This is a genomic window from Streptomyces sp. NPDC046900 (assembly GCF_040644975.1).
GTDB lineage: Bacteria > Actinomycetota > Actinomycetes > Streptomycetales > Streptomycetaceae > Streptomyces.
In genome coordinates this window covers 24,177-42,495 of sequence record NZ_JBEYXD010000053.1, presented here as the reverse complement: position 1 = coordinate 42,495, position 18,319 = coordinate 24,177, and the positions used below count along the sequence as shown (strand labels likewise).

The 18,319-nt window shown below is 71.5% G+C and carries 16 protein-coding genes; 4 read left to right on the top strand and 12 right to left on the bottom strand.

Annotated features, from left to right (window positions below):
* Positions 1-39: 39 nt before the first annotated feature.
* The 9 genes from ABZ904_RS34835 to ABZ904_RS34795 form a co-directional block, all read right to left on the bottom strand.
* Positions 40-501 carry an ATP-binding protein gene (locus tag ABZ904_RS34835; protein WP_361001348.1) on the bottom strand — a complete coding sequence of 154 codons (462 nt, stop codon included), beginning with the start codon at positions 499-501 and terminating at the stop codon, positions 40-42.
* Between the two features lie 185 nt (positions 502-686).
* On the bottom strand, positions 687-1,502 hold the full coding sequence (locus ABZ904_RS34830) for an aquaporin (RefSeq protein WP_361001351.1): 816 nt from the start codon (positions 1,500-1,502) through the stop codon (positions 687-689).
* A gap of 76 nt (positions 1,503-1,578) precedes the next feature.
* On the bottom strand, positions 1,579-2,439 hold the full coding sequence (locus tag ABZ904_RS34825) for a patatin-like phospholipase family protein (RefSeq protein WP_361001354.1): 861 nt from the start codon (positions 2,437-2,439) through the stop codon (positions 1,579-1,581).
* Positions 2,439-3,431 (bottom strand): alpha/beta hydrolase, encoded by a 993-nt coding sequence (locus ABZ904_RS34820; protein WP_361001358.1) that lies wholly within the window; start codon positions 3,429-3,431, stop codon positions 2,439-2,441. Before ABZ904_RS34820 ends, ABZ904_RS34825 begins: the two co-directional genes overlap by 1 nt.
* A gap of 20 nt (positions 3,432-3,451) precedes the next feature.
* Positions 3,452-4,177 carry a histidine phosphatase family protein gene (locus tag ABZ904_RS34815; protein ID WP_361001361.1) on the bottom strand — a complete coding sequence of 242 codons (726 nt, stop codon included), beginning with the start codon at positions 4,175-4,177 and terminating at the stop codon, positions 3,452-3,454.
* 74 nt (positions 4,178-4,251) lie between these two features.
* Positions 4,252-4,668: an OsmC family protein gene (locus tag ABZ904_RS34810; RefSeq protein ID WP_361001364.1), complete on the bottom strand. Its 417-nt coding sequence runs from the start codon at positions 4,666-4,668 to the stop codon at positions 4,252-4,254.
* 1 nt (position 4,669) lies between these two features.
* On the bottom strand, positions 4,670-5,092 hold the full coding sequence (locus ABZ904_RS34805) for a universal stress protein (RefSeq protein WP_361827903.1): 423 nt from the start codon (positions 5,090-5,092) through the stop codon (positions 4,670-4,672).
* A 29-nt stretch (positions 5,093-5,121) separates the two neighbouring features.
* Positions 5,122-6,378 (bottom strand): YbfB/YjiJ family MFS transporter, encoded by a 1,257-nt coding sequence (locus ABZ904_RS34800; RefSeq protein WP_361001370.1) that lies wholly within the window; start codon positions 6,376-6,378, stop codon positions 5,122-5,124.
* A 192-nt stretch (positions 6,379-6,570) separates the two neighbouring features.
* On the bottom strand, positions 6,571-7,374 hold the full coding sequence (locus ABZ904_RS34795) for an aquaporin (RefSeq protein ID WP_361001373.1): 804 nt from the start codon (positions 7,372-7,374) through the stop codon (positions 6,571-6,573).
* A gap of 403 nt (positions 7,375-7,777) precedes the next feature.
* On the opposite strand from ABZ904_RS34795, the gene tal reads away from it, so the two are divergent.
* Together tal and ABZ904_RS34785 are read left to right on the top strand one after the other, a co-directional pair.
* On the top strand, positions 7,778-8,887 hold the full coding sequence (gene tal, locus ABZ904_RS34790; protein ID WP_361001376.1) for a transaldolase: 1,110 nt from the start codon (positions 7,778-7,780) through the stop codon (positions 8,885-8,887).
* 206 nt (positions 8,888-9,093) lie between these two features.
* Complete coding sequence (locus ABZ904_RS34785) at positions 9,094-10,989, top strand: BTAD domain-containing putative transcriptional regulator (RefSeq protein WP_361001379.1); 1,896 nt, start codon at positions 9,094-9,096, stop codon at positions 10,987-10,989.
* Between the two features lie 180 nt (positions 10,990-11,169).
* Here the strand turns inward: ABZ904_RS34785 and ABZ904_RS34780 are convergent, their stop codons facing one another.
* Complete coding sequence (locus ABZ904_RS34780) at positions 11,170-12,138, bottom strand: pirin family protein (protein WP_361001383.1); 969 nt, start codon at positions 12,136-12,138, stop codon at positions 11,170-11,172.
* A gap of 563 nt (positions 12,139-12,701) precedes the next feature.
* Here ABZ904_RS34780 and ABZ904_RS34775 point away from each other — a divergent pair.
* Together ABZ904_RS34775 and ABZ904_RS34770 are read left to right on the top strand one after the other, a co-directional pair.
* On the top strand, positions 12,702-13,904 hold the full coding sequence (locus ABZ904_RS34775; RefSeq protein WP_361827898.1) for a serine hydrolase domain-containing protein: 1,203 nt from the start codon (positions 12,702-12,704) through the stop codon (positions 13,902-13,904).
* 358 nt (positions 13,905-14,262) lie between these two features.
* The gene (locus ABZ904_RS34770; protein WP_361001389.1) at positions 14,263-15,447 is read left to right on the top strand and encodes a serine hydrolase domain-containing protein; all 1,185 of its coding nucleotides are present in this window, start codon (positions 14,263-14,265) and stop codon (positions 15,445-15,447) included.
* Positions 15,448-15,456: 9 nt separating this feature from the next.
* Here ABZ904_RS34770 and ABZ904_RS34765 read toward each other — a convergent pair.
* Positions 15,457-16,265 (bottom strand): IS5 family transposase gene (locus tag ABZ904_RS34765; RefSeq protein ID WP_361001392.1). Its coding sequence is split into 2 segments (ribosomal slippage): positions 15,457-15,926 and positions 15,926-16,265, totalling 810 coding nucleotides; the frame shifts between segments, so codons are not numbered across the junction.
* Between the two features lie 198 nt (positions 16,266-16,463).
* Positions 16,464-17,684 carry a transposase gene (locus ABZ904_RS34760; RefSeq protein ID WP_361827894.1) on the bottom strand — a complete coding sequence of 407 codons (1,221 nt, stop codon included), beginning with the start codon at positions 17,682-17,684 and terminating at the stop codon, positions 16,464-16,466.
* Positions 17,685-18,319 lie beyond the last annotated feature (635 nt).

The window sequence follows — 18,319 nt, the reverse complement described above, 5'->3', positions numbered from 1 at the left end:
CCGACCGCGGCCGGCACCCGCGTGCGGCGCTCGGCCGCATCACGCCACGGCGGCGGATGACGCCGCCGGCTTCCCGGCCGTCGCCAGGCGCAGGACCGCACCCACGCGCCATCCCTCCGGCTCGCGGGTCACCTCGATCGTTTCGGCCAGTGCCTCGACGATGCCCAGGCCGCGCCCGTGCTCGGCCACCTCCTGCGGGATGACGAGGCGGTGGGCCGCCACAGGAGCTCCGGAATCCGTCACGCACATGGACAGCCAGCCCGTCTGCTGGAGGAGGCGGATGGTCATCTCCGCGTGGCCGTAGCGGACGGTGTTGGCGGCCAGTTCACTGATGACCAGTTGGGCCGTATCGAGGTCGTCCGCACTGACTCCCCACCGGGTGAGCAGGTCGGTGGCCCAGCGGCGGGCGACGCTCACGCTGGCGGGTTCGGCGGGCAGTGCCACCACAGCCGTCCGAGCGGCACCGGTCACAGGCGGCGTCATCCGGCGTGCGGCGTTCACGGTCCACACGGTGGGGTGAGCTGCAGGGTGGGGATGACGCGGACGGGACAGCATGGCGATCTCCGAGGGGGCCCTGTGCGGCGGAGGGTCCGCCGCCATACAGGGGTAACCGGGTGTGCCCGCGGGGTCATGGCCGTGCTCCCGGACCTGGTTCCCACGTTTTGGGCCCTGGGTGCAGGTGCGCGTTATCGGGTCCGGTTTCGCAGGGCGTCGTCGCTCCCGCACAGCCGGTAGGTGCACGGTGCGGGGGTGCCCCGGCGGCGCTGGAACAGGCAGTGGACCGCTGCCCCGAGCGACGCGCCGATCAGCGGGGCGGCCAGGTACACCCACAGCAGCTGGGTGCCACCGGACAGCAGCGCGGGGCCCAGCTGGCGTGCCGGGTTCGCCGAGCCTCCGCTCAGTTGCCCCAGCACGGTGATGATCAGGGCCGTCGCCGTGCCGACGGCGTAGGGCAGCCAGCGGCTGATGGCGGGGCGGGCCAGGAAGAACCCGACCATCACGACCACGAGGGCGAGGCAGCCCGCCTCCGCGGCCACCAGCGCGGTCACATTCCACGCCGGATTGGGGTGCACGGTGGCATAGCGCAGGGAGGGCCGGGAGACCACCGGGCCCCAGCACAGCCGCCCCAGCGCGGTGCCTGCCACCGAGCCCGCCAGCTGTGCGGCGGCGTAGGCGGGCACGTAGCGCCCGGGGAAGGCGCCCATCAGCCACAGCGCGAGGCTGATCGCGGGGTTCATGTGGGCGCCGGAGCAGCGCCCTGGCGGGGAGGTGATCAGCACCACGAGGACGATGCCGACCACCACCCCCCCGATGGCTGTGGCCGCGCGGGTGCTGGTCACGGCGAGCGGCGAGTCCGGTGATGTCAGCCAGCGGGCGGCAGTGACCACGCAGTACAGCAGGACGGACGTCAGCACGAACTCCCAGGCCGCGTCGGCAAGGCCGTGCAGGGGGCGGCGGTCTGAAGGCGTGGTGGCGGAGCCGGTGGCTTTTTCCCGGAGCACCTTTCGACGGTACGTCGCAGGGTGGCCGCACGGGCAGCAAGACCGCCATGGCCGGCCGGCCGGTCATGGCGTGCGGCTATCGGGCGGCAGGAGCGGGCCAGATCTTGCGCACGGTGCCGGTCAGCGCCTGTCCCTGCCGACGGCCTTGGCGGGCGGAGGCGGGCCGCCGGGCGGGGTCCAGCGGATTGGGGCCGATCGCGTCGAGTGCGGCGTCGTCGGGTGTGATGACCAGGACCTGGCTGTGTGTGCGCAGCAGGGGCACCTCGCCGGCCAGTCCCTGGGATGCGGGGTTGAGGCCGGGGCCGGTGTCGGGCGCGAGGACGACCACCACGTCGTGGCCCAGGGCGAGGTCGGCGTTGGTCGCGGAGCGGACGCTGCCGTCGACGTAGCGGCGTCGGGCGACGGTGGCGGGCGGCCATATGCCGGGCACGGCGCAGCTGGCCGCCACGGCGGATGCCAGCCGGACGCCCGAGGCGCGGTCGAACACGGCAAGATCGCCTGTGTGTGCGTCGACCGCCGTGATGAGCAGCCGGCGGGCGGGCCAGGTGCCAACGGGCAGCCGGGCTTGGATGGTCCGCATCCGCTCGGCCTCCGAGACGGTGGGCGCCGCAAGGGCCATGGCACCGATCCGGGCCCTGATCTCCCGCTCGTCGTGGGCGCCTTCTATCAGCCGGGTGAGGGCGGCCGCCGTGCCCTGCGGGTCGAAGTCGGCCTTCACCTCCCGTGAGGTGGCGGCGGGCACCATCTGGTCGGCGAGGAGATAGTGAAGGCCGATGCCGCTGGTGGCCTGAACTGCCACGACCGATCCGGCCGATGTGCCGACCACCAGGTCGGCGTCCGTAAGATCCACCCCCGCTTCCTGCAGCGCCTGGAGCACGCCCAGCTCCCAGGCGATTCCCGTCACGCCGCCTCCGCCGAGCACCAGGGCCGTCGACATCAGCGGCCCCCCGCCTCGGGGCGGGGCGCGGCCAGAGCGTGCCGCAGTGCCTGCCCGGCCTGGGTGATCGCCGCCTGGGTCAGGGGAGAGGCCGCCAGCGCGTCCTGCGCGGTGAAGGAATGGATCGCCCCCAGGTAGCGGACCGCGATCACGGGGACACCAGCCTGTGTGAGCTTGCGGGCGTAGGCCTCGCCCTCGTCGCGCAGCACGTCCGCCTCGGCCGTGATCACCAGGGCCGGCGGCAGCCCGGCCAGCTCAGCTGTGGTGGCCCGCAGTGGTGCGGCGGTCGATTCGGTGCGCACCGAGTGGTCGGGCGCGTAGTGGTCCCAAAACCATCGCATCTGCGTGCGGGTGAGGAAGAAGCCGTCCGCGAACTGCTCGTAGGACGGGGTGTCGAAGCCGGCATCCAGCGCCGGGTAGAACAACACCTGCTGCAGCAGGTGGGGGCCGCCCCGGCGCTTGGCCAGCAGGGCGGCGGCGGTGGCCAGGTTGCCGCCCGCACTGTCCCCGGCGACCGCCAGCCGGGACCCGTCCAGGCCCAGCTGCTGCCCGTGCTCGGCGATCCAGGCGGTGGCCGCGTAGACCTCTTCGAGCGCGACGGGATAGCGGGCCTCCGGCGAGCGGGTGTACTCCACGAACACCACGGCCACGCCGCCGGCGTGGGCCAGGTCTCGGGTGGTGCGGTCGTAGGAGAAGCGGTCGCCCAGCACCCAGCCGCCGCCGTGGACATACATCACCGCCGGCAGCACGCCCGAAGAGCCTTTTGGCCGCACGATCCGCACCAGCACCCTGCCACGGGGCCCGACGGGCAGGTGCTGCTCGTGGATGTGGACGGGCTTGAGCACCGCCTGGGCGGCGCGCTGGCCCGCCAGGGCGCCGGCCCGGGCCGTGGGGGGCGACTGGCTCTCCAGCGGCGGCGCATCGGCCGCGGCCAGCTGTGCCAGGAAACGCGTGGCATGCGGATCCAGGTCTACGGGTGGGTGGGTGTCCAACAGTTCCTCCATCAGGGGGCTCAGGGGCGGTGCATCGCGGCGTCGGGGGCGTGATGCTGCGGCGGCGCTGCCGTGGGTGGGATGCGCCCGGCCGCCGGCACCGTGGTGCCGGCGGTGGCTGCCGGGGGGCGGGCGAGCAGACGGTCGTCGAAGGACGGGCTGAAGTTCCAGCCCAGCAGGCTGGGCCGCCCGTCGTAGTGGGCCAGGCGCCCGAGGGAGGCGGTGCGCAGCGCCAGGTGCGCCCCGGCCGCGGCGGGAAGGCCGAGCCAGCGGGCGGTCATCAGCCGGATGAGGTTGCCGTGCGAGACGAGGACGACGGGTCTGCCGCCGGCCGTGAGGCGGCGGGCGCAGTCGAGCACACAGTCCGCCCGGGCGGTCACCTCCGGCAGGCATTCGCCCGTGCACGCCCTCGTGTGCAGGGCGGCATCCCAGATGTCGTGGTGGCACGGCCCGCTCCCGCAGCGCTCGTCCACGGTGTGCCCGTCGGGCAGCTGGTAGCTCCACTCCCGCAGGTCGGGGTTGATGTCCACGCTCAGGCCCGCCAGAGCCGCGGTGCGGCGGGCCCGCAGCGCCGGACTGCACAGCACGTGGGCGTCCTGGTAGGCCTCAAGATGCGGCCGGAGCAAGCCGGCCTCGCGCTGGCCCGCGGCGGTCAGGTCGGGATCGTCGTGCCCGGTGTAGTAGCGGCGGGAGCGGTTCCAGGCCGTCTCCGCGTGCCGGACGAGAATGATCTGCTGCTGGAGCATCTGCCACCATGCCTTTCCTGCGGCCCCGGTGCGCCGGCCGGGAGGGCCGGCTACGCCCGGGGCCGTCGTGCTTGCTAGGGGCCGGCGACGTCCGCGACGATCGGCTGCTCGACCTGCACCGTGGTCAGGGGCGGCGGGGCGCTCAGCAGCCGGTGGACAGGGCAGCGCTGGGCCACGGCCATGAGCCTGCGCCGCTGCGCGTCGTCCAGGTCGCCGTCCAGGAAGATCTCCCGGACGACGGCCGGCCCGCCGTCCTGCTCCAGCCGCAACCGGACCTGCACATCGCGCAGTATCCAGGCGTGGCGCTCCGCGTACATCCTCACGGTCATCGAGGTGCAGGCGCCCAACGCGGCGAGCAGCACCTCGATGGGGTCGGGCCCGGTGTCGTTGCCGGCGGGGGCGGGTTCGTCGGCGATCAGACGGTGGGGCCCGACCGTGATGAGGCGGGCGAGGCCTGCCTGCTCGGTGACGTGCACTGTGCGGTGGGTCATCTCAGTCCTGTCCGGGAGCCAGGAGCACGGCGGTGCGGCTGTTGTGGGCGATGGCGATGCTGACGCTGGGGGAGAACCAGCTGGCGAGACGACTGCGGTGGTGCGGGCTGACGACGATCAGGTCGGCGTCGAAGCCCGCGGCGGCCTCCCGCACGGCCTGCGCCACATCGGACACCAGCCCGTCCAGTAGTTCGCCGTCGGCCTGGATGCCGGCCTGTCGCAGGGTCGCCACGGCCGAGTCCAGGACCCGGTGGGCGGCTTCGTCGTCCTCCAGGCCGACGACGGTGTCGTAGACCACCTCGGAGGTGTCGATGTGCAGCACACGGACCTGCGCGCCGGTCAGGAAGGCCAGTTCGGCGGTGGTGCGGATCGCGCTGTGCGCGGCCGGGCTGCCGTCGACGGCGACCAGGATGCGGTGAAACATGGGGGTCTTGCTCCTTGAGGGGGGTGGGGTCAGCGCTGGACGGCGCTCGGGGCGGGGGCGGCCGCGAGCGCCTCCTGGTGGTGGTGCTCAGCGGTCCGCTCGCGCTGGATGAGGGCGACGGCGGCGGAGACGGCGAGCAGTACGACGGACAGCCACAGGCCCTTGGCGATGCCTCCGGAGGAGTCGGACAGCAGCCCGGAGACCAGGGGGCCGACGGCCTGGCCGACGCTGAAGGCGACCGTCAGCAAGGCGATGCCCAAGGTCCAGGCGTGCGCGGGCAGCATCCGGCGGGCCAGGACGGTCACGGCGGTGGGCCCGGCCATGAACGTCCCGCCGAAGATGATCGCCGAGGCGATCGCGGCACCCATCCCGTGCCACAGCAGCACGGGCAGCACACCGATCAGCACGACCGCCGAGACCAGCGCGGGGGCCATGCCGCCGCGCAGCCGGCCGATCACCCGGCCCCACACCAGCAGCGTCGCCGCCGCGGAGGCCACGCCCAGCACGATGAAGAAGGTGCCGGTGCCCCAGACCTTCATGCCCTGGCTGTGCAGCAGGGCGATGACGAAGGTCATGTAGGACACGTAGCCGGCGCCGAACAGCACATACCAGACGAACAGGGGCGTCAGCGGCTTGAGGCCGGCGCGGCCGCCGTGGGCGGCGCCGCCGCCGGCCTGCTCGGGTACCTGGCGTGCGGCCCAGGCGGCCGGTCCGATGGCGAGGAGGGCGAGCAGACCCATCAGCAGCCACCCGGCCTGCCAGCCGGACACGCCCCAGGCGGTGAGGGCCGCGGGGACGACCACGCCGGAGAGCACCACGCCGATGCCGACACCGGCCATGTACATCCCGACCAGGGAGGCCGAGCGGGCCTGTTGGCCGCCGCTGTGGACGCGGGAGGCGAGCGCCGAGCCGACCACGAAGGTCACCGCGGTGCTCAGGCCGCCGATGAACCGCAGGACGGTCAGGCCGGCGAAGTTGTCGGTCGCCCCGGAGGCGAGCAGGGCGAACGCACTGATGACGATGCCCCACACGAACGCTGCCCGGGAGCCGAAGCGGCGCGACCACCAGGCGGCGGTGGCGGCTCCGATGATGTAGCCCAGCGCGTTGGCGGTGTTCATCCCGCCGGCCGCCGCATAACTCCAGTGCAGCTTCTCGCGCATGGCCGGCAGCAGCAGCGCATAGGCGAACCGGGTGAAGCCCAATGCCACTACCGGGCCGGCTGCCAAGGCCAGCGCAACCAGGAACTCCGGCCGCTGCTTGGCGGCCGCAGACGGTGAGGCGGTCATCGCACACGCTCCCAGGCAGTCGAGTTGATCATCACAGGGCCTTTCTCGAACGATCCGGATGTCAGGATCACGGCGCTTGATCAGCGCCTTCACGGGCCTTCAACCCGCGCTGTGGAGGCGGCCATGTCCGGCCTGCGGGCCGTAGTGCCCACGGATCGGGCCATCGCCCGGCCCGAGCGCGGCAGGCGGCGGTCATCGGGCCGCCGAGCCGGTCACGGCGGGCAGGCCGTCACTGGGGGCTGGTGGCGGTGAGGTGGGCAGCGGGGGCGCGTGTGGCAGGCGCCTGCGCACCAGGCCGAAGAGTGCGCCGCCCACCAGCGGGGCGATCAGGTACACCCACAGCCACGCCCAGTCGTGGGAGAACAGCTCCGGCCCGAACTGCCGGGCCGGGTTGAAACTTCCGCCCATCCATCGGCCGACCAGCAGGATCAGCGCGGCGATCACCGACCCGGCGACCGCCGGCAGCCAGGAGGCCAGGCGGGGCCGGGCCGCCACGAAGGTCACCGCGGCGAGCATCACGGCGGTCGCCGCGGCCTCGGAGGCGAACACCGCCGCCCAGGGGATGTGGCCGGATGCCCGGATGACGGCGTAGCCGACGGCGGGATGGGCCGTCTGCGCGCCCCACACCAGCCGGCCCACCGCCACCCCCGTGATCGAACCGGCCAGTTGGGCCGCGGCGTAGGCCGCCGCATCCCGCCCCGGCAGGGCACCCATCAGCCAAAACGCCAGCGAGACGGCCGGGTTCATGTGGCCGCCCGAACGCCGCCCGAACGGCGAGATGATCAGCAGGGCGACGGTGGTCCCGCTGACCATGGCGTCCGCGCCCAGCCGGCCCTCCTGCGAGGGAAGTACGCGTGCCAGATGACCCTCGGCGTCGAACAGGTGCCGGAACAGGGTGACCATCACCAGCAGCAGGATCGCGGTTGCGGCGAACTCGCTCAGCCACGCACGCCAGTTGTGCCGGCCCAGGCTGCGCCGCCGGCTCTGCGTTTCCACAGCATCCTCCTGATCACCGCGTGACACACGCGTACCGACGGGACACCCGGCCTGGGCGCGTGCGCCCTCCGGCTGTCTGCGCGTCCCGTTCACAGCCCCGGCCGGCCCGCTTTCACGAGGCACCGGGCCGCCCCGGGGCGGGCGGTTGTACGAGGTCAACCCGCGCCGCGGCCGGCGGCATGCCCGCGGGCACGGCCACGTAGCCCACGGATCAGGCCACGGCCGCCCGGGGGTGAAGACGGGCCGCCCACACTGGTGCGGCGTCTTGCACCGCTCTTGCACGGCTGGCGCCCCACCCCTCTGGGCCGCGCAGTGCAATCCGGCTGCAATGCCGCCCTCCAGGCTTGTCGCACGCCCAGGGGGGCCTGCGGCACGTCGGCCCCGGAAAGAAAGAGCGACCCCTATGACGGACCCTCTTGCCCACCTCACCGCGCACGACGTCGCCGTGTGGCTGGACGATCTCGACCGGCGGGACCTGGAGTCGGGCGAACTGCGCTCACTCGTCCAGGCCGGGAAAGTCACCGGCATCACCAGCAACCCGACGATCTTCCAAGCGGCCATCGGCGACGGCTCAGGTCCCTACCGCGGGCAACTGGAGGAACTGCGGCGCCAAGGCGCGGATGTGGACCAGGCGCTGCAGGCCCTGACGACCCGCGACGTGCGGCAGGCCTGTGACCTGCTGCGCCCCACCTACGAGGCCTCCGACGGCATCGAGGGGTATGTGTCCGTGGAAGTCTCCCCGCTGGTGGCCCACGACACCGCCGCCACGCTCACCGAGGCACGCCGGCTGTGGCAGCTCGTCGACCGGCCCAACGTCCTGATCAAAGTGCCGGCCACGGTGGAGGGGGTACGCGCCCTGAGCCTGCTGCTCGCCGAAGGGATCAGCGTCAACATGACGCTGCTGTTCAGCCTGCGCCGCTACCGCGAGGTCATCCACGCCTTCTTCGACGGACTGGAGTACGCCCAGGCTCAGGGACGCCCCCTTGCCCCGATCGCCTCGGTCGCTTCCTTCTTCGTCTCCCGCGTCGACACCGCCGTCGACGCCCGTCTGGCCCAACAACGGGGGCCCACCCAGGCCGCCCTGCAGGGACGGGTCGCACTCGCCAACGCCCGCATGGCCTACCACCTGTACGAAAAGGCGTTCTCCACCCGGCGCTGGCAGCGCCTGGCCGCCGCGGGCGCCCGCCCGCAGCGGCCCCTGTGGGCCTCCATGGCCACCAAGAACCCCCACTACGGCGACACCCGCTATGTGACCGGGCTGCTCGCACCGGGGACCATCACCACCATGCCCCGCCGCACGCTCGACGCGGTCGCAGACCACGCTGTCTTTCTGCCACGGGGGGTGCGCGGCACCTACCGGGACTCCGCCCAGGTCCTGCGCCGGCTCCAGGCCGCCGGCATCGCCTACGACGAGGTCATGGCCGCCCTGGAGAAGGAAGGACTGGAGCGCTTCGCCGACTCCTTCACGGCCCTGCGCGCGGTGGTGCACCGCGCGCTGCAGAGCCGGCCCTGAAACGGCCGCCCACCAGCAGGGCGCGGTGAAGGGTGGGGGCCGAAACGGAGGGATTGCCGTCCCGACAACCGCTGGCGGGCAGGCGCGCGGTGCAGGCCAGGGCCAAAACCGAGGGGTTGTCGTCCCGCCGGCCGCTGGCGGGCAGGCGCGCGGTGCGGCGAGGCTGGACGCGTCGTTGCCCCGCGCCACGAAAGAGCACCACCTGCATGCCGTCCTGCACGACCGCACTCATCCTGGGAGAGCCCGTCCGCCTGCGGCTCATCGGGCCCCTGGAGTTGATGGGGGCACAGCCCGACAACCCGCCCGGCCTCCCCCGGGGGCGCGCGGTGCTGCTGTTCGCGTTGCTGGCCGCCCACCGCAACCGGGTCGTCGGCAAGGACACCATCATCGACACGCTCTGGCCCCACCACGCCCCACCCACCGCCGGGCAGACGGTCGCCTCCCTCGTCAGCCGGCTGCGCAGGGTGGTGGGCACCTGCCTGGAGCGCACAGGATCCGGATACCGGCTCAACACCACGGGCTGGCAGGTCGACGTGGACGAGGCGGCCCGCCTGACCCGGACAGCCGAGCGGCACCTGCGCGCCGGCGAACCCGCATTCGCGGACGTCGCCGCGCGCCGGGCACTGGGCCTGCTCAGTGCGGGCCGCGCGGTCGAGGAGTTCCAGCCGGCCGGCTGGAGCGTAGACCTCGACCGGACGCTGGAGCAGCTGTTGCGCCGTGCCCGCGAAGCCGCCTGGCAGGCCGCGGAACACCTGAACGACCACCGGCAGGCGGCACACCTGGCCGCGGCAGCCGCGCACGACGACCCCTACGACGAGCCGGCATGGCGCGCCCTGATGACGGCCCAGTACCGTCTCGGTTCGGCCGGCGCCGCGCTGCACACCTTCAGCCGACTGCGCCGCACCCTGCGCACCGAGTTGGGAACCGACCCCGACCCGCGCACCGCGGCCCTGCACGGCGCCATCCTCCAGGGCCGACCGACCCCCACCCCCACCCTCGCGCATCCGCGGCCCGCAGCACCGGCCGACGCCCCCCACCAGCACCTGGCCGGCCGGGACGAAGAACTCGACCACCTGCAGGCACAGTGGCGGCAGGCACTCACCGGACACCCCACCACCGTCGTCCTGCGCGGCGGGGCCGGAGCCGGCACCTCCGCCCTGCTGTCCCAACTGCGCCGCCACGCCCAACACCACGGCGCCACCGTCCTTGCCGCCCACTGCCCTGGGCCTGAACGCCTATCGGCCACCCCCGCACTCGAGCAGGCCATCGAGGACTTCTGCCGCACCGCACGGCCCGAAGAGGTCACCCGCGCGGCCGACGGGATCGCACACCGACTGCAGGCCGCCATGCCGCACACCGACGCGCTCACCGGGGCCGCCGGCCACGGCGGCGAGCACACCGGGCCGCCCGTGCACGCCCACCCCGACGCAGCCGCCGTCTTCCTGCGCAGACTGTCCACCGACCACCCCGTGCTGCTGGCCATCGACAACGCCCACTACGCGGACGCGCACACCCTGGAAACCCTCCACCACCTGTCCCAGGACGATGCCGGCCACCCGATGATGGTGATCCTCGGCGCACGGGAGGACGGCGCCGACCGCATCGCACGACACCTGCCCCACACAACCCAGCTGCCCCTTGAACCGCTGACGCACCACGCCGTCGCCGAGCTGGCCGCCCGCCACGACGTGCCCCACGCAGCCCACCGCGTCCACCAACTCACCGCCGGCCGCCCCGCCCTGGTCCTCGCGGCCCTCCACGCCGCCCACCAGGGTGCACCCCTGGACGACCCGGACCACCTGCCCGACACACTGATCAACACGGCCCTCGACCTGGTCCACCACGTCGGCGAGCCGCTCACGCACCTGCTGCGCACCGCGGCCCTCATCGGCCCCACCTTCCGCTTCGAGCAGCTCCTCAAGGCCACCGGCACCGACGGCTGGAAAACAGCCCAGCAGGTCGAACAAGCCCTCCGCGCCGGCCTCCTCACCGCCGACGGCGACGCTCTCACCTTCACCGGCGAACTGCTCCACATCGCCCTGTACCGGGCGGTCCCCGCCCCCCTGCGCGCCGGCCTCACCGCCTACGTCCGCTCCCGCTGACCAGCGCGGCAACACCCCCAGCGCTGCCCGCCTGTTCCCTCACGCCGGCGGGCGCGCCGCGCCCGCGACGAACGACGGCGCCCGCACCGGCCCCTTGGCCCGTGCACGCCGTCGCCCGCCCCTGCCCGGTGCGGGGGCGAGCTCACCGGCGCTGCGGCCGTCGCCGGTCCTGCCGCACCCTCACGGTGTTCCCTCCAGGTGGGCTGCGGGAATGTGGCCCATCCTGCCCTGCTGGTAGTCCTCGACGGCCTGCCGGATCTCCGCCTCGGTGTTCATCACGAACGGGCCGTAGCGGGCGATCGGCTCCCGCAGCGGCACGCCGCCCAGCAGCAGCACCTCAAAGCGGCCGGTGCGGCCACGCTGATGAGCCCCCGCCTGGACGGTGAGGACATCGCCCGCACCGAACACCGCCAGTTGCCCCTCCCTGACAGGGCGTCTGTCAGCGCCCACGCTCCCCACTCCCTGCAGGACGTAGACCATCGCGCTGAACCGCGGATCCCACCCCGTCCGCACCTGCGCCTGGGGAAGCAGACTCGCGTGCGCATAGACGATGGGGGTGTAGGTCACGCCCGGTCCCTGATAGCCGCCAAGACCACCGGCAATCAGGCGTACCAGCGCCCCGCCGTCATCGGAGGTGAGCAGCCGCAGCTTGTCCGCCCGGACGTCCTGGTAGCGCGGCTGCGCCCACTTACGGGTGCGAGGCAGGTTCACCCACAGCTGGATGCCGTGACTGAGGCCGCCCTTGGCCAGGACCTCCTCGCTGGGGACCTCATCGTGCAGGATCCCCGACCCTGCGGTCATCCACTGCGTGTCCCCATCCGATATCACGCCTCCGCCACCGTTGGAATCGTGGTGCACCACCGTGCCGTCGATGACGTAGGTGACCGTTTCGAACCCGCGGTGAGGATGCCAGGGCGCGCCCTTGGCCTCATGCGGCTGATAGACGGTCTCACCGACGTGGTCGAGCAGCAAGAACGGGTCCACATCGGACAAAGCGGCACTCGGGAACGGGCGGCGCACCATAAAGCCGGCCCCCTCCCGCTGCTGGGGCGCGGTGACCACGTGGCGGACGGGGCGGTCGATAGCGGTCGCGTCAGGGCGCGGGAGGCGGGGGAGGACCAGGAGATCCTCGACGGTCACGGCCGGCATAGCGGTCCTTCGTATGTACGGTGCGGACGACGTCCAGCGCGACGACGTTCCGCTAGGAGGGGGGACTTGCGTACCTCTGCCAGGGAGAACCCCGGCAGGCGGGCGGCGTCTCAGGAGCGGCCGAGGTCGGGCAGTCGTCGATGCGTCCGCCCCGACCCACGGGGCCGGCCCTATCGGCCGGAATCGCCCCGGGACGGTGTACCGCCGAATCTAGCTCACGGACCCGGCATGGTCGCTACCCAAAGCAGTCATACCTGCCACATATCGGGACCTCGTTGCGCGGGCCGGCCGACACCCTGGCTCTCGGGCGGCAGCTTGCCTGGTCCGCCGTAAGAACCACCACCGCGGCGCGCTCACCTGTTGGGGGGAGACGCCACCTCGACCACGCGGCTGAGGCGGCGGGGATACCCGCCATCGAGGCTGGATGGTGCGCCGCTTCCCCGTTGGCGGCGCCCGCCGTCCGGGCGGGAGACCGGGTGATCAGCCGGCCTCCCGCCCGGCTCCGGGGGCGGGCGCGGCGGCGCGTGTGAATCGGACAACTCCTGTATATGAGAGGTTTCTTCATGCGTCTTCCCCTGCTTGCTGCCGCCACTGTGCTGTCGGGTGCCCTGGCGGTGCCCGCGGCGGTTCCCGCCTTCGCCGACTCGGCCCCTCCCGCGGCCGCCGCCCCGTACAGTGCTGCGGCTCACCGCCCCGGCGTCGCGGATCACGCCGCGTGGAAGAAGGCCCTGGACGACCTCGTCGCGGCGGGTGTGCCCGGCGTCATCGCCGAGGTACACGACGCCCACGGCACATGGACCGGCACCAGCGGCAGGGGCGACGTGCACCACCGCCAACTCCCGTCGATCGACGGGCGCTTCCGCGCCGGAAGCAACACCAAAACCTTCGTCGCCACCACCGTGCTGCAACTCGTGGCCGAGAAGAAGGTGCGCCTGGACACGCCCATCGAGCGCTACCTGCCCGGCCTGGTGCCAAACGGACAACACATCACCGTCCGGCAGCTGCTCAGCCACCGCAGCGGCCTATTCGACTACACCGACTCCCTGTGGCACGGGAACCTTTCGGAGCTCTACCAGACGCGCTTTCGCCACTGGACGCCCCCGCAGCTGCTCGCCGAAGCCTTCCGTCACGCCCCCTACTTCGCCCCGGGCACTGCCGGCCACTACTCCAACACCAACTACATCGTGCTCGGCATGCTGATCCAGAAGGTCACCGGCAAGAGCACCGAGCAGGAGATCACCGACCGGCTCATCAAACCCCTCGGACTGCACCACACGTCCTTCCCCGGGAGCTCCGTCCGCATCCCGGGCCCGCACGCCCACGGCTACCTGCGTATGAACGGCCCGGGCTCCCCATACACCGACATCACCGAAGAGAGCATGTCGTGGGCATCGACGGCCGGTTCGCTGATCTCCACCACCCATGACCTGAACCGCTTCTTCAGCGCGCTGATCGGCGGGAAGCTGCTGCCGCCCGCTCTACTGCACCAGATGCAGGACGCCCAGCCGCTGCAAAACGGCGCGACCGACTACGGGCTCGGCCTCAGCCGCTTGACCGACCCCTCCTACGGCACGGCCTACGGCCACATCGGCAGCGCCCCGGGATACAACACCTACAGCTTCACCACGGCCGACAACAGCCGCCAGGTCACCCTGTCCCTCAACGTCCTAATCGACTCGCAGAAGCTGAAGACGGCCACGAACAAGGCACTGAAGACACTGCTGCGCCCCACCGCCACGCCGGAACACGCCCGTCCGGGCCGATGAACACCCTGGGGGCGGCAACCGCCCGGCCGTCCCGGACGCCGACCAGAAGACCGGTGTCCCGATCGATTGTCCAGACCGCAGCCGCCCGCAGCCGGGCGGCAACTTGCCCGGTCCGCCGTAAGAACCACCACTGCGGGGCGCTCACCTGTTGGGGGGAGACGCCACCTCGACCACGCGGCTGAGGCGACCACGGCACCCGTCGTCGAGGCTGGATGGTGCGCCGCTTCCCCCATGGGCGGCGCCCGCCGTCCGGGCGGGAGACCGGGTGATCAGCCGGCCTCCCGCCCGGCTCCGGGGGCGGGCGCGGCGGCCCGTTGAACCGTGAACCGGACAACTCCTGTATGTGAGAGGTTTCTTCATGCGTCTTCCCCTGCTTGCTGCCGCCACTGTGCTGTCGGGTGCCCTGGCGGTGCCCGCGGCGGTTCCCGCCTTCGCCGACTCGGCCCCTCCCGCGGCCGCCACCACGCACGCCGCTGCGGCTCATCGGCCTGGCGTCGCCGATCACACCGCGTGGAAGAAGGCCCTGGACGACCTCGTCACCGCGGGCGTGCCCGGCGTCATCGCCGAGGTACACGACGCCCACGGCACATGGACCGGCACCAGCGGCAGGGGCGACGTGCACCACCGCCAACTCCCGTCGGTCGACGGGCGCTTCCGCGCCGGAAGCAACACCAAAACCTTCGTCGCCACCACCGTGCTGCAGCTCGCGGCCGAGAAAAAGGTGCGCCTGGACGCGCCCATCGAGCACTACCTGCCCGGCCTGGTGCCAAACGGGCGGCACATCACCGTCCGGCAACTGCTCAGCCACCGCAGCGGACTGTTCAACTACACCGACTCCCTGTGGGGCGGCAGTCTGGAACAGATGTACACGTCCCGGTTCCGCACCTGGACACCGAAGGAACTACTCGCCGAAGCCTTCCGGCACGCCCCCTACTTCGCCCCGGGCACCTCCGGCCACTACTCCAACACCAACTACATCGTGCTCGGCATGCTGATCGAGAAGGTCACCGGCAAGAGCGCCGAGCAGGAGATCACCGACAGGCTCATCAAACCCCTCGGACTGCACCACACGTCCTTCCCCGGGAGCTCCGTCCGGATTCCCGGCCCGCACGCCCACGGCTACATACGCATGAATGGCCCGGGCTCCCCGCTCATCGACGTCACCGAGGAGAGCATGTCGGCGGCGTGGACGGCGGGTTCGCTGATCTCCACCACCCATGACCTGAACCGCTTCTTCAGCGCACTCATCGGCGGAAAGCTGCTGCCTCCGGCCCTGCTCCACGCCATGCAGGACGTCAAGCCGCTGCCAGGCCAGTCGTCGCCCTACGGGCTTGGGCTCGACCGCGTCACCAACCGGGCGTACGGCACGGCCTACGGTCACACCGGCGGAACCCTGGGATACACCACCTACAGCTACACCACCGCCGACCACAGCCGCCAGGTCACCTTCTCCCTCAACACCATGATCGACTCGCCGCAGATCAAGACGGCCGTGGACAACGCGCTGACGACGCTGCTGAGCCCTCCCGCCACGTCGCATTAACTGATCATTTCAGAATGAGGTCCGGAGTCGTCTCAAGCAGATGATGCTGCAGGCGAGTTGAAGTAGGCCAAGGTGGAGGTCGGCGCGTATCTCGTAGCGGATCCGGAGTCGTTTGAACTGGTGGAGCCAGGCGAAGGTCCGCTCGACGACCCACCGGGTCTTGCCCAGGCCGGAACCGTGAGCTGTGCCTTTCCGGGCGATCTTCGGCGTGATGCCACGGCCCCGCAGGAGGCGGCGGTACTTGTCGTAGTCGTAGCCGCGGTCGGCGAACAGCCGGCGAGGCCGGTGACGTGGTCGTCCTCGGATCCCGCGGATGTGGGGTATCGCGTCGAGCAGCGGCATCAGTTGGGTGACATCGTGACGGTTTCCGCTGGTCAGGGTGACAGCCAGAGGTGTCCCGTGCCGATCGGTGATCAGGTGGTGTTTGCTGCCCGGGCGGGCGCGGTCGACTGGCGAAGGTCCGGTGTGGGCCCCCCTTTGAGGGCTCTGACATGGGAGCCGTCGACGGCCGCGTCATCCATGTCCAGCAGGCCCGCTGCCCGCAGCTCCGCCAGGAGGACCTCGTGCAGACGGGGCCACACGCCGGCCTGTGTCCAGTCCCGAAGGCGCCGCCAGGACATCACCCCACTGCAGCCGATCCTCTCCGTGGGGACGTCTGCCCGGCTCACGCCCTTGCACAGGACGTAAATGATGCCCCGCAAGGCGGCACGGTCATCCGTCGGCAACCGGCCTGGGTACCGCCGACGCCGTGGTGGGCGAGGAGGGAGCAACGGGGCAACGCGTTCCCACAGGTCATCAGGCACAAGATCATCCGACACGTGAAGAACTCTGCCGCCATCAAACCCAACTGCCAAGCCCCACACGCCAACTCATTCTGAAATGATCAGTAAGAACCGTTGCCGAGACCTTCCGTGCGTCTCGGTATTCCGGGCGTCTTGATCCGGAAGGCTCTTGAAGGCTCCCCTCCCTGAGGGAGGGGATTGTCCGCCCTCCAGGGCTGAGCGGGGATTTACGGCTCAGGCTGCCGCCTGGGCCAGCGGCCCCGGCGGTCTTACGCCCTCGACACCGTCCGGGTTCCAACCTGCCCGGACCAGCATCACGCGGGCGGAGTTCTTGTCCCTGGGGGACACGACTGCGCACACGGTGCAGGTATACGTTCTCATCGAGAGAGGTAGTGCGTGCTTGGTTCTCGCTCCGCACGTTGCGCAGTCCATCGTGGTGTGCGCCGGGTGCACGGGACGGACGTCTCGCGCGTGTTTGCGGCCCATCTCGATCAGGGCACGCTTGGTCGCTGCGATGGCGGCATCGGCCGCCTTGCGGGCCATGGTGGTCTTCGCGAGGAACTTCGGCCGGAAGTCCTCCACCGCCACTCCGTCATGATCGCGCATGACGGCCTTGGCCCACTTGCGGGCGGTGTCCTCCCGCTGCCGGGCCACCTTCTTGTTCAGCTTCGCGGCCTGGGCTTGCGCCTTCCGGTAGCCGGCGGATGCGGGCTGTCCCTTCGGACGGCGCCGCCGGGCCATCATCCGCTGGTACTTCGCGAGCCGCTGCGCGGCCCGCTTGCCGTACTCGCCATGCGGGAGGTCGTAGGCGTCATCCGTGGTGGTGGCGGTCTCCTTCACACCCCAGTCCACGCCCAGGACGCGGCCGGTTTGAGCGAGCGGCTCAACCTGAGCCGCGACGACGAAGGACGCGTACCAGTGGCCGAGGCTGTCCTGGCACACGCGCACACTGGACGGATCCGCGGGCAGCTCCCGCGACCACACCACGCTCACCACGATCTGGCCCGCGAGGTGCAGACGACCGTCCTTGATGCGAAAGCCGCGCCGGGTGTAGTTCAGGCTCGGCCGCGCCTCCCGCTTCTTCTTCCACCGGGGCATCCCGGCCCGGCGGTGCATCGGAAGCCGGTCCTTGATGTCCTTCAGGGCCTTGGCGCGGGACGTGGCGAAGTCGCGTATCACCTGCTGCTGAGGCACGCTCGCGCCCTCAGCCAGCCAGGGCGTCACCCTGCGGGCCTCGGTCAGCATCTTGTCGAGCTGCGCCGGGCCACACGTCAGCTTCTCGCCGCCCGCTTTGCTCTGCACGTGGACCTGTTTGGACTTGGCCACGCATTCGTTCCAGATCCAGCGGCAGCGATCCCACTCGGCTTCGAGCTGGCGCCTGGCCGTGTTCGACAGGCGCACACGGAAGGTGTACCGGGCGTGCCCGGTGTCCTTCGCGGTCGCTTCTGTCGTCATGCATCCGAACCTACCCGGGAGGACTGACAGTTGAGAGTTCTTGATCATTGTGGGCGGCACCACCGCCGTGCGGGGTGGACACCGGATCGCCCTGACGGCGATCCGGCTATCCCTGCCCTGCTCCGCAGGAGTCCGATTCCTCCCCGGCCTGAAGGCCGGGGCATCCTCGGATGAACCCGGTCCGGCAGCAGCCGCCGTGACGTGATTGGTCAAACCTTGAAAAAGGGGGGCGCCGTCTCGTGTCGTGAAGGCAGGCGCGCGTCACTTCGGCCCGTCCGGTGTCGCAGGTGTCGCCTGGCACCGGCCATGCCGAAATGACCCCGAGACTGCAGTGTCCCCGCCGCCTTTGCACCGGGTTTGCATCGTGGTGCTCCTGCGGGCCGGGTGTGGTCTGCGGCGTGCAAGCCGTGTGCAAGGCGGTGTCGGACGGTGGTGAGGAGTTGCCCGGCCCGTCGGCCTGGCCGGCACGAACGGCGCAAGCTGGCCGGATCGAGCCTGAGCGGCTGGGGCGGATACCGGCACGCCGTCTTTCGGGGTGTGATGGCCGAGCCGGGCAAGCTGACGTCTCACTTCGCCTGACGGATACGGCTACACACGTCTGGCCACACCCAACGGCCTACTGGGCCCGACCATTC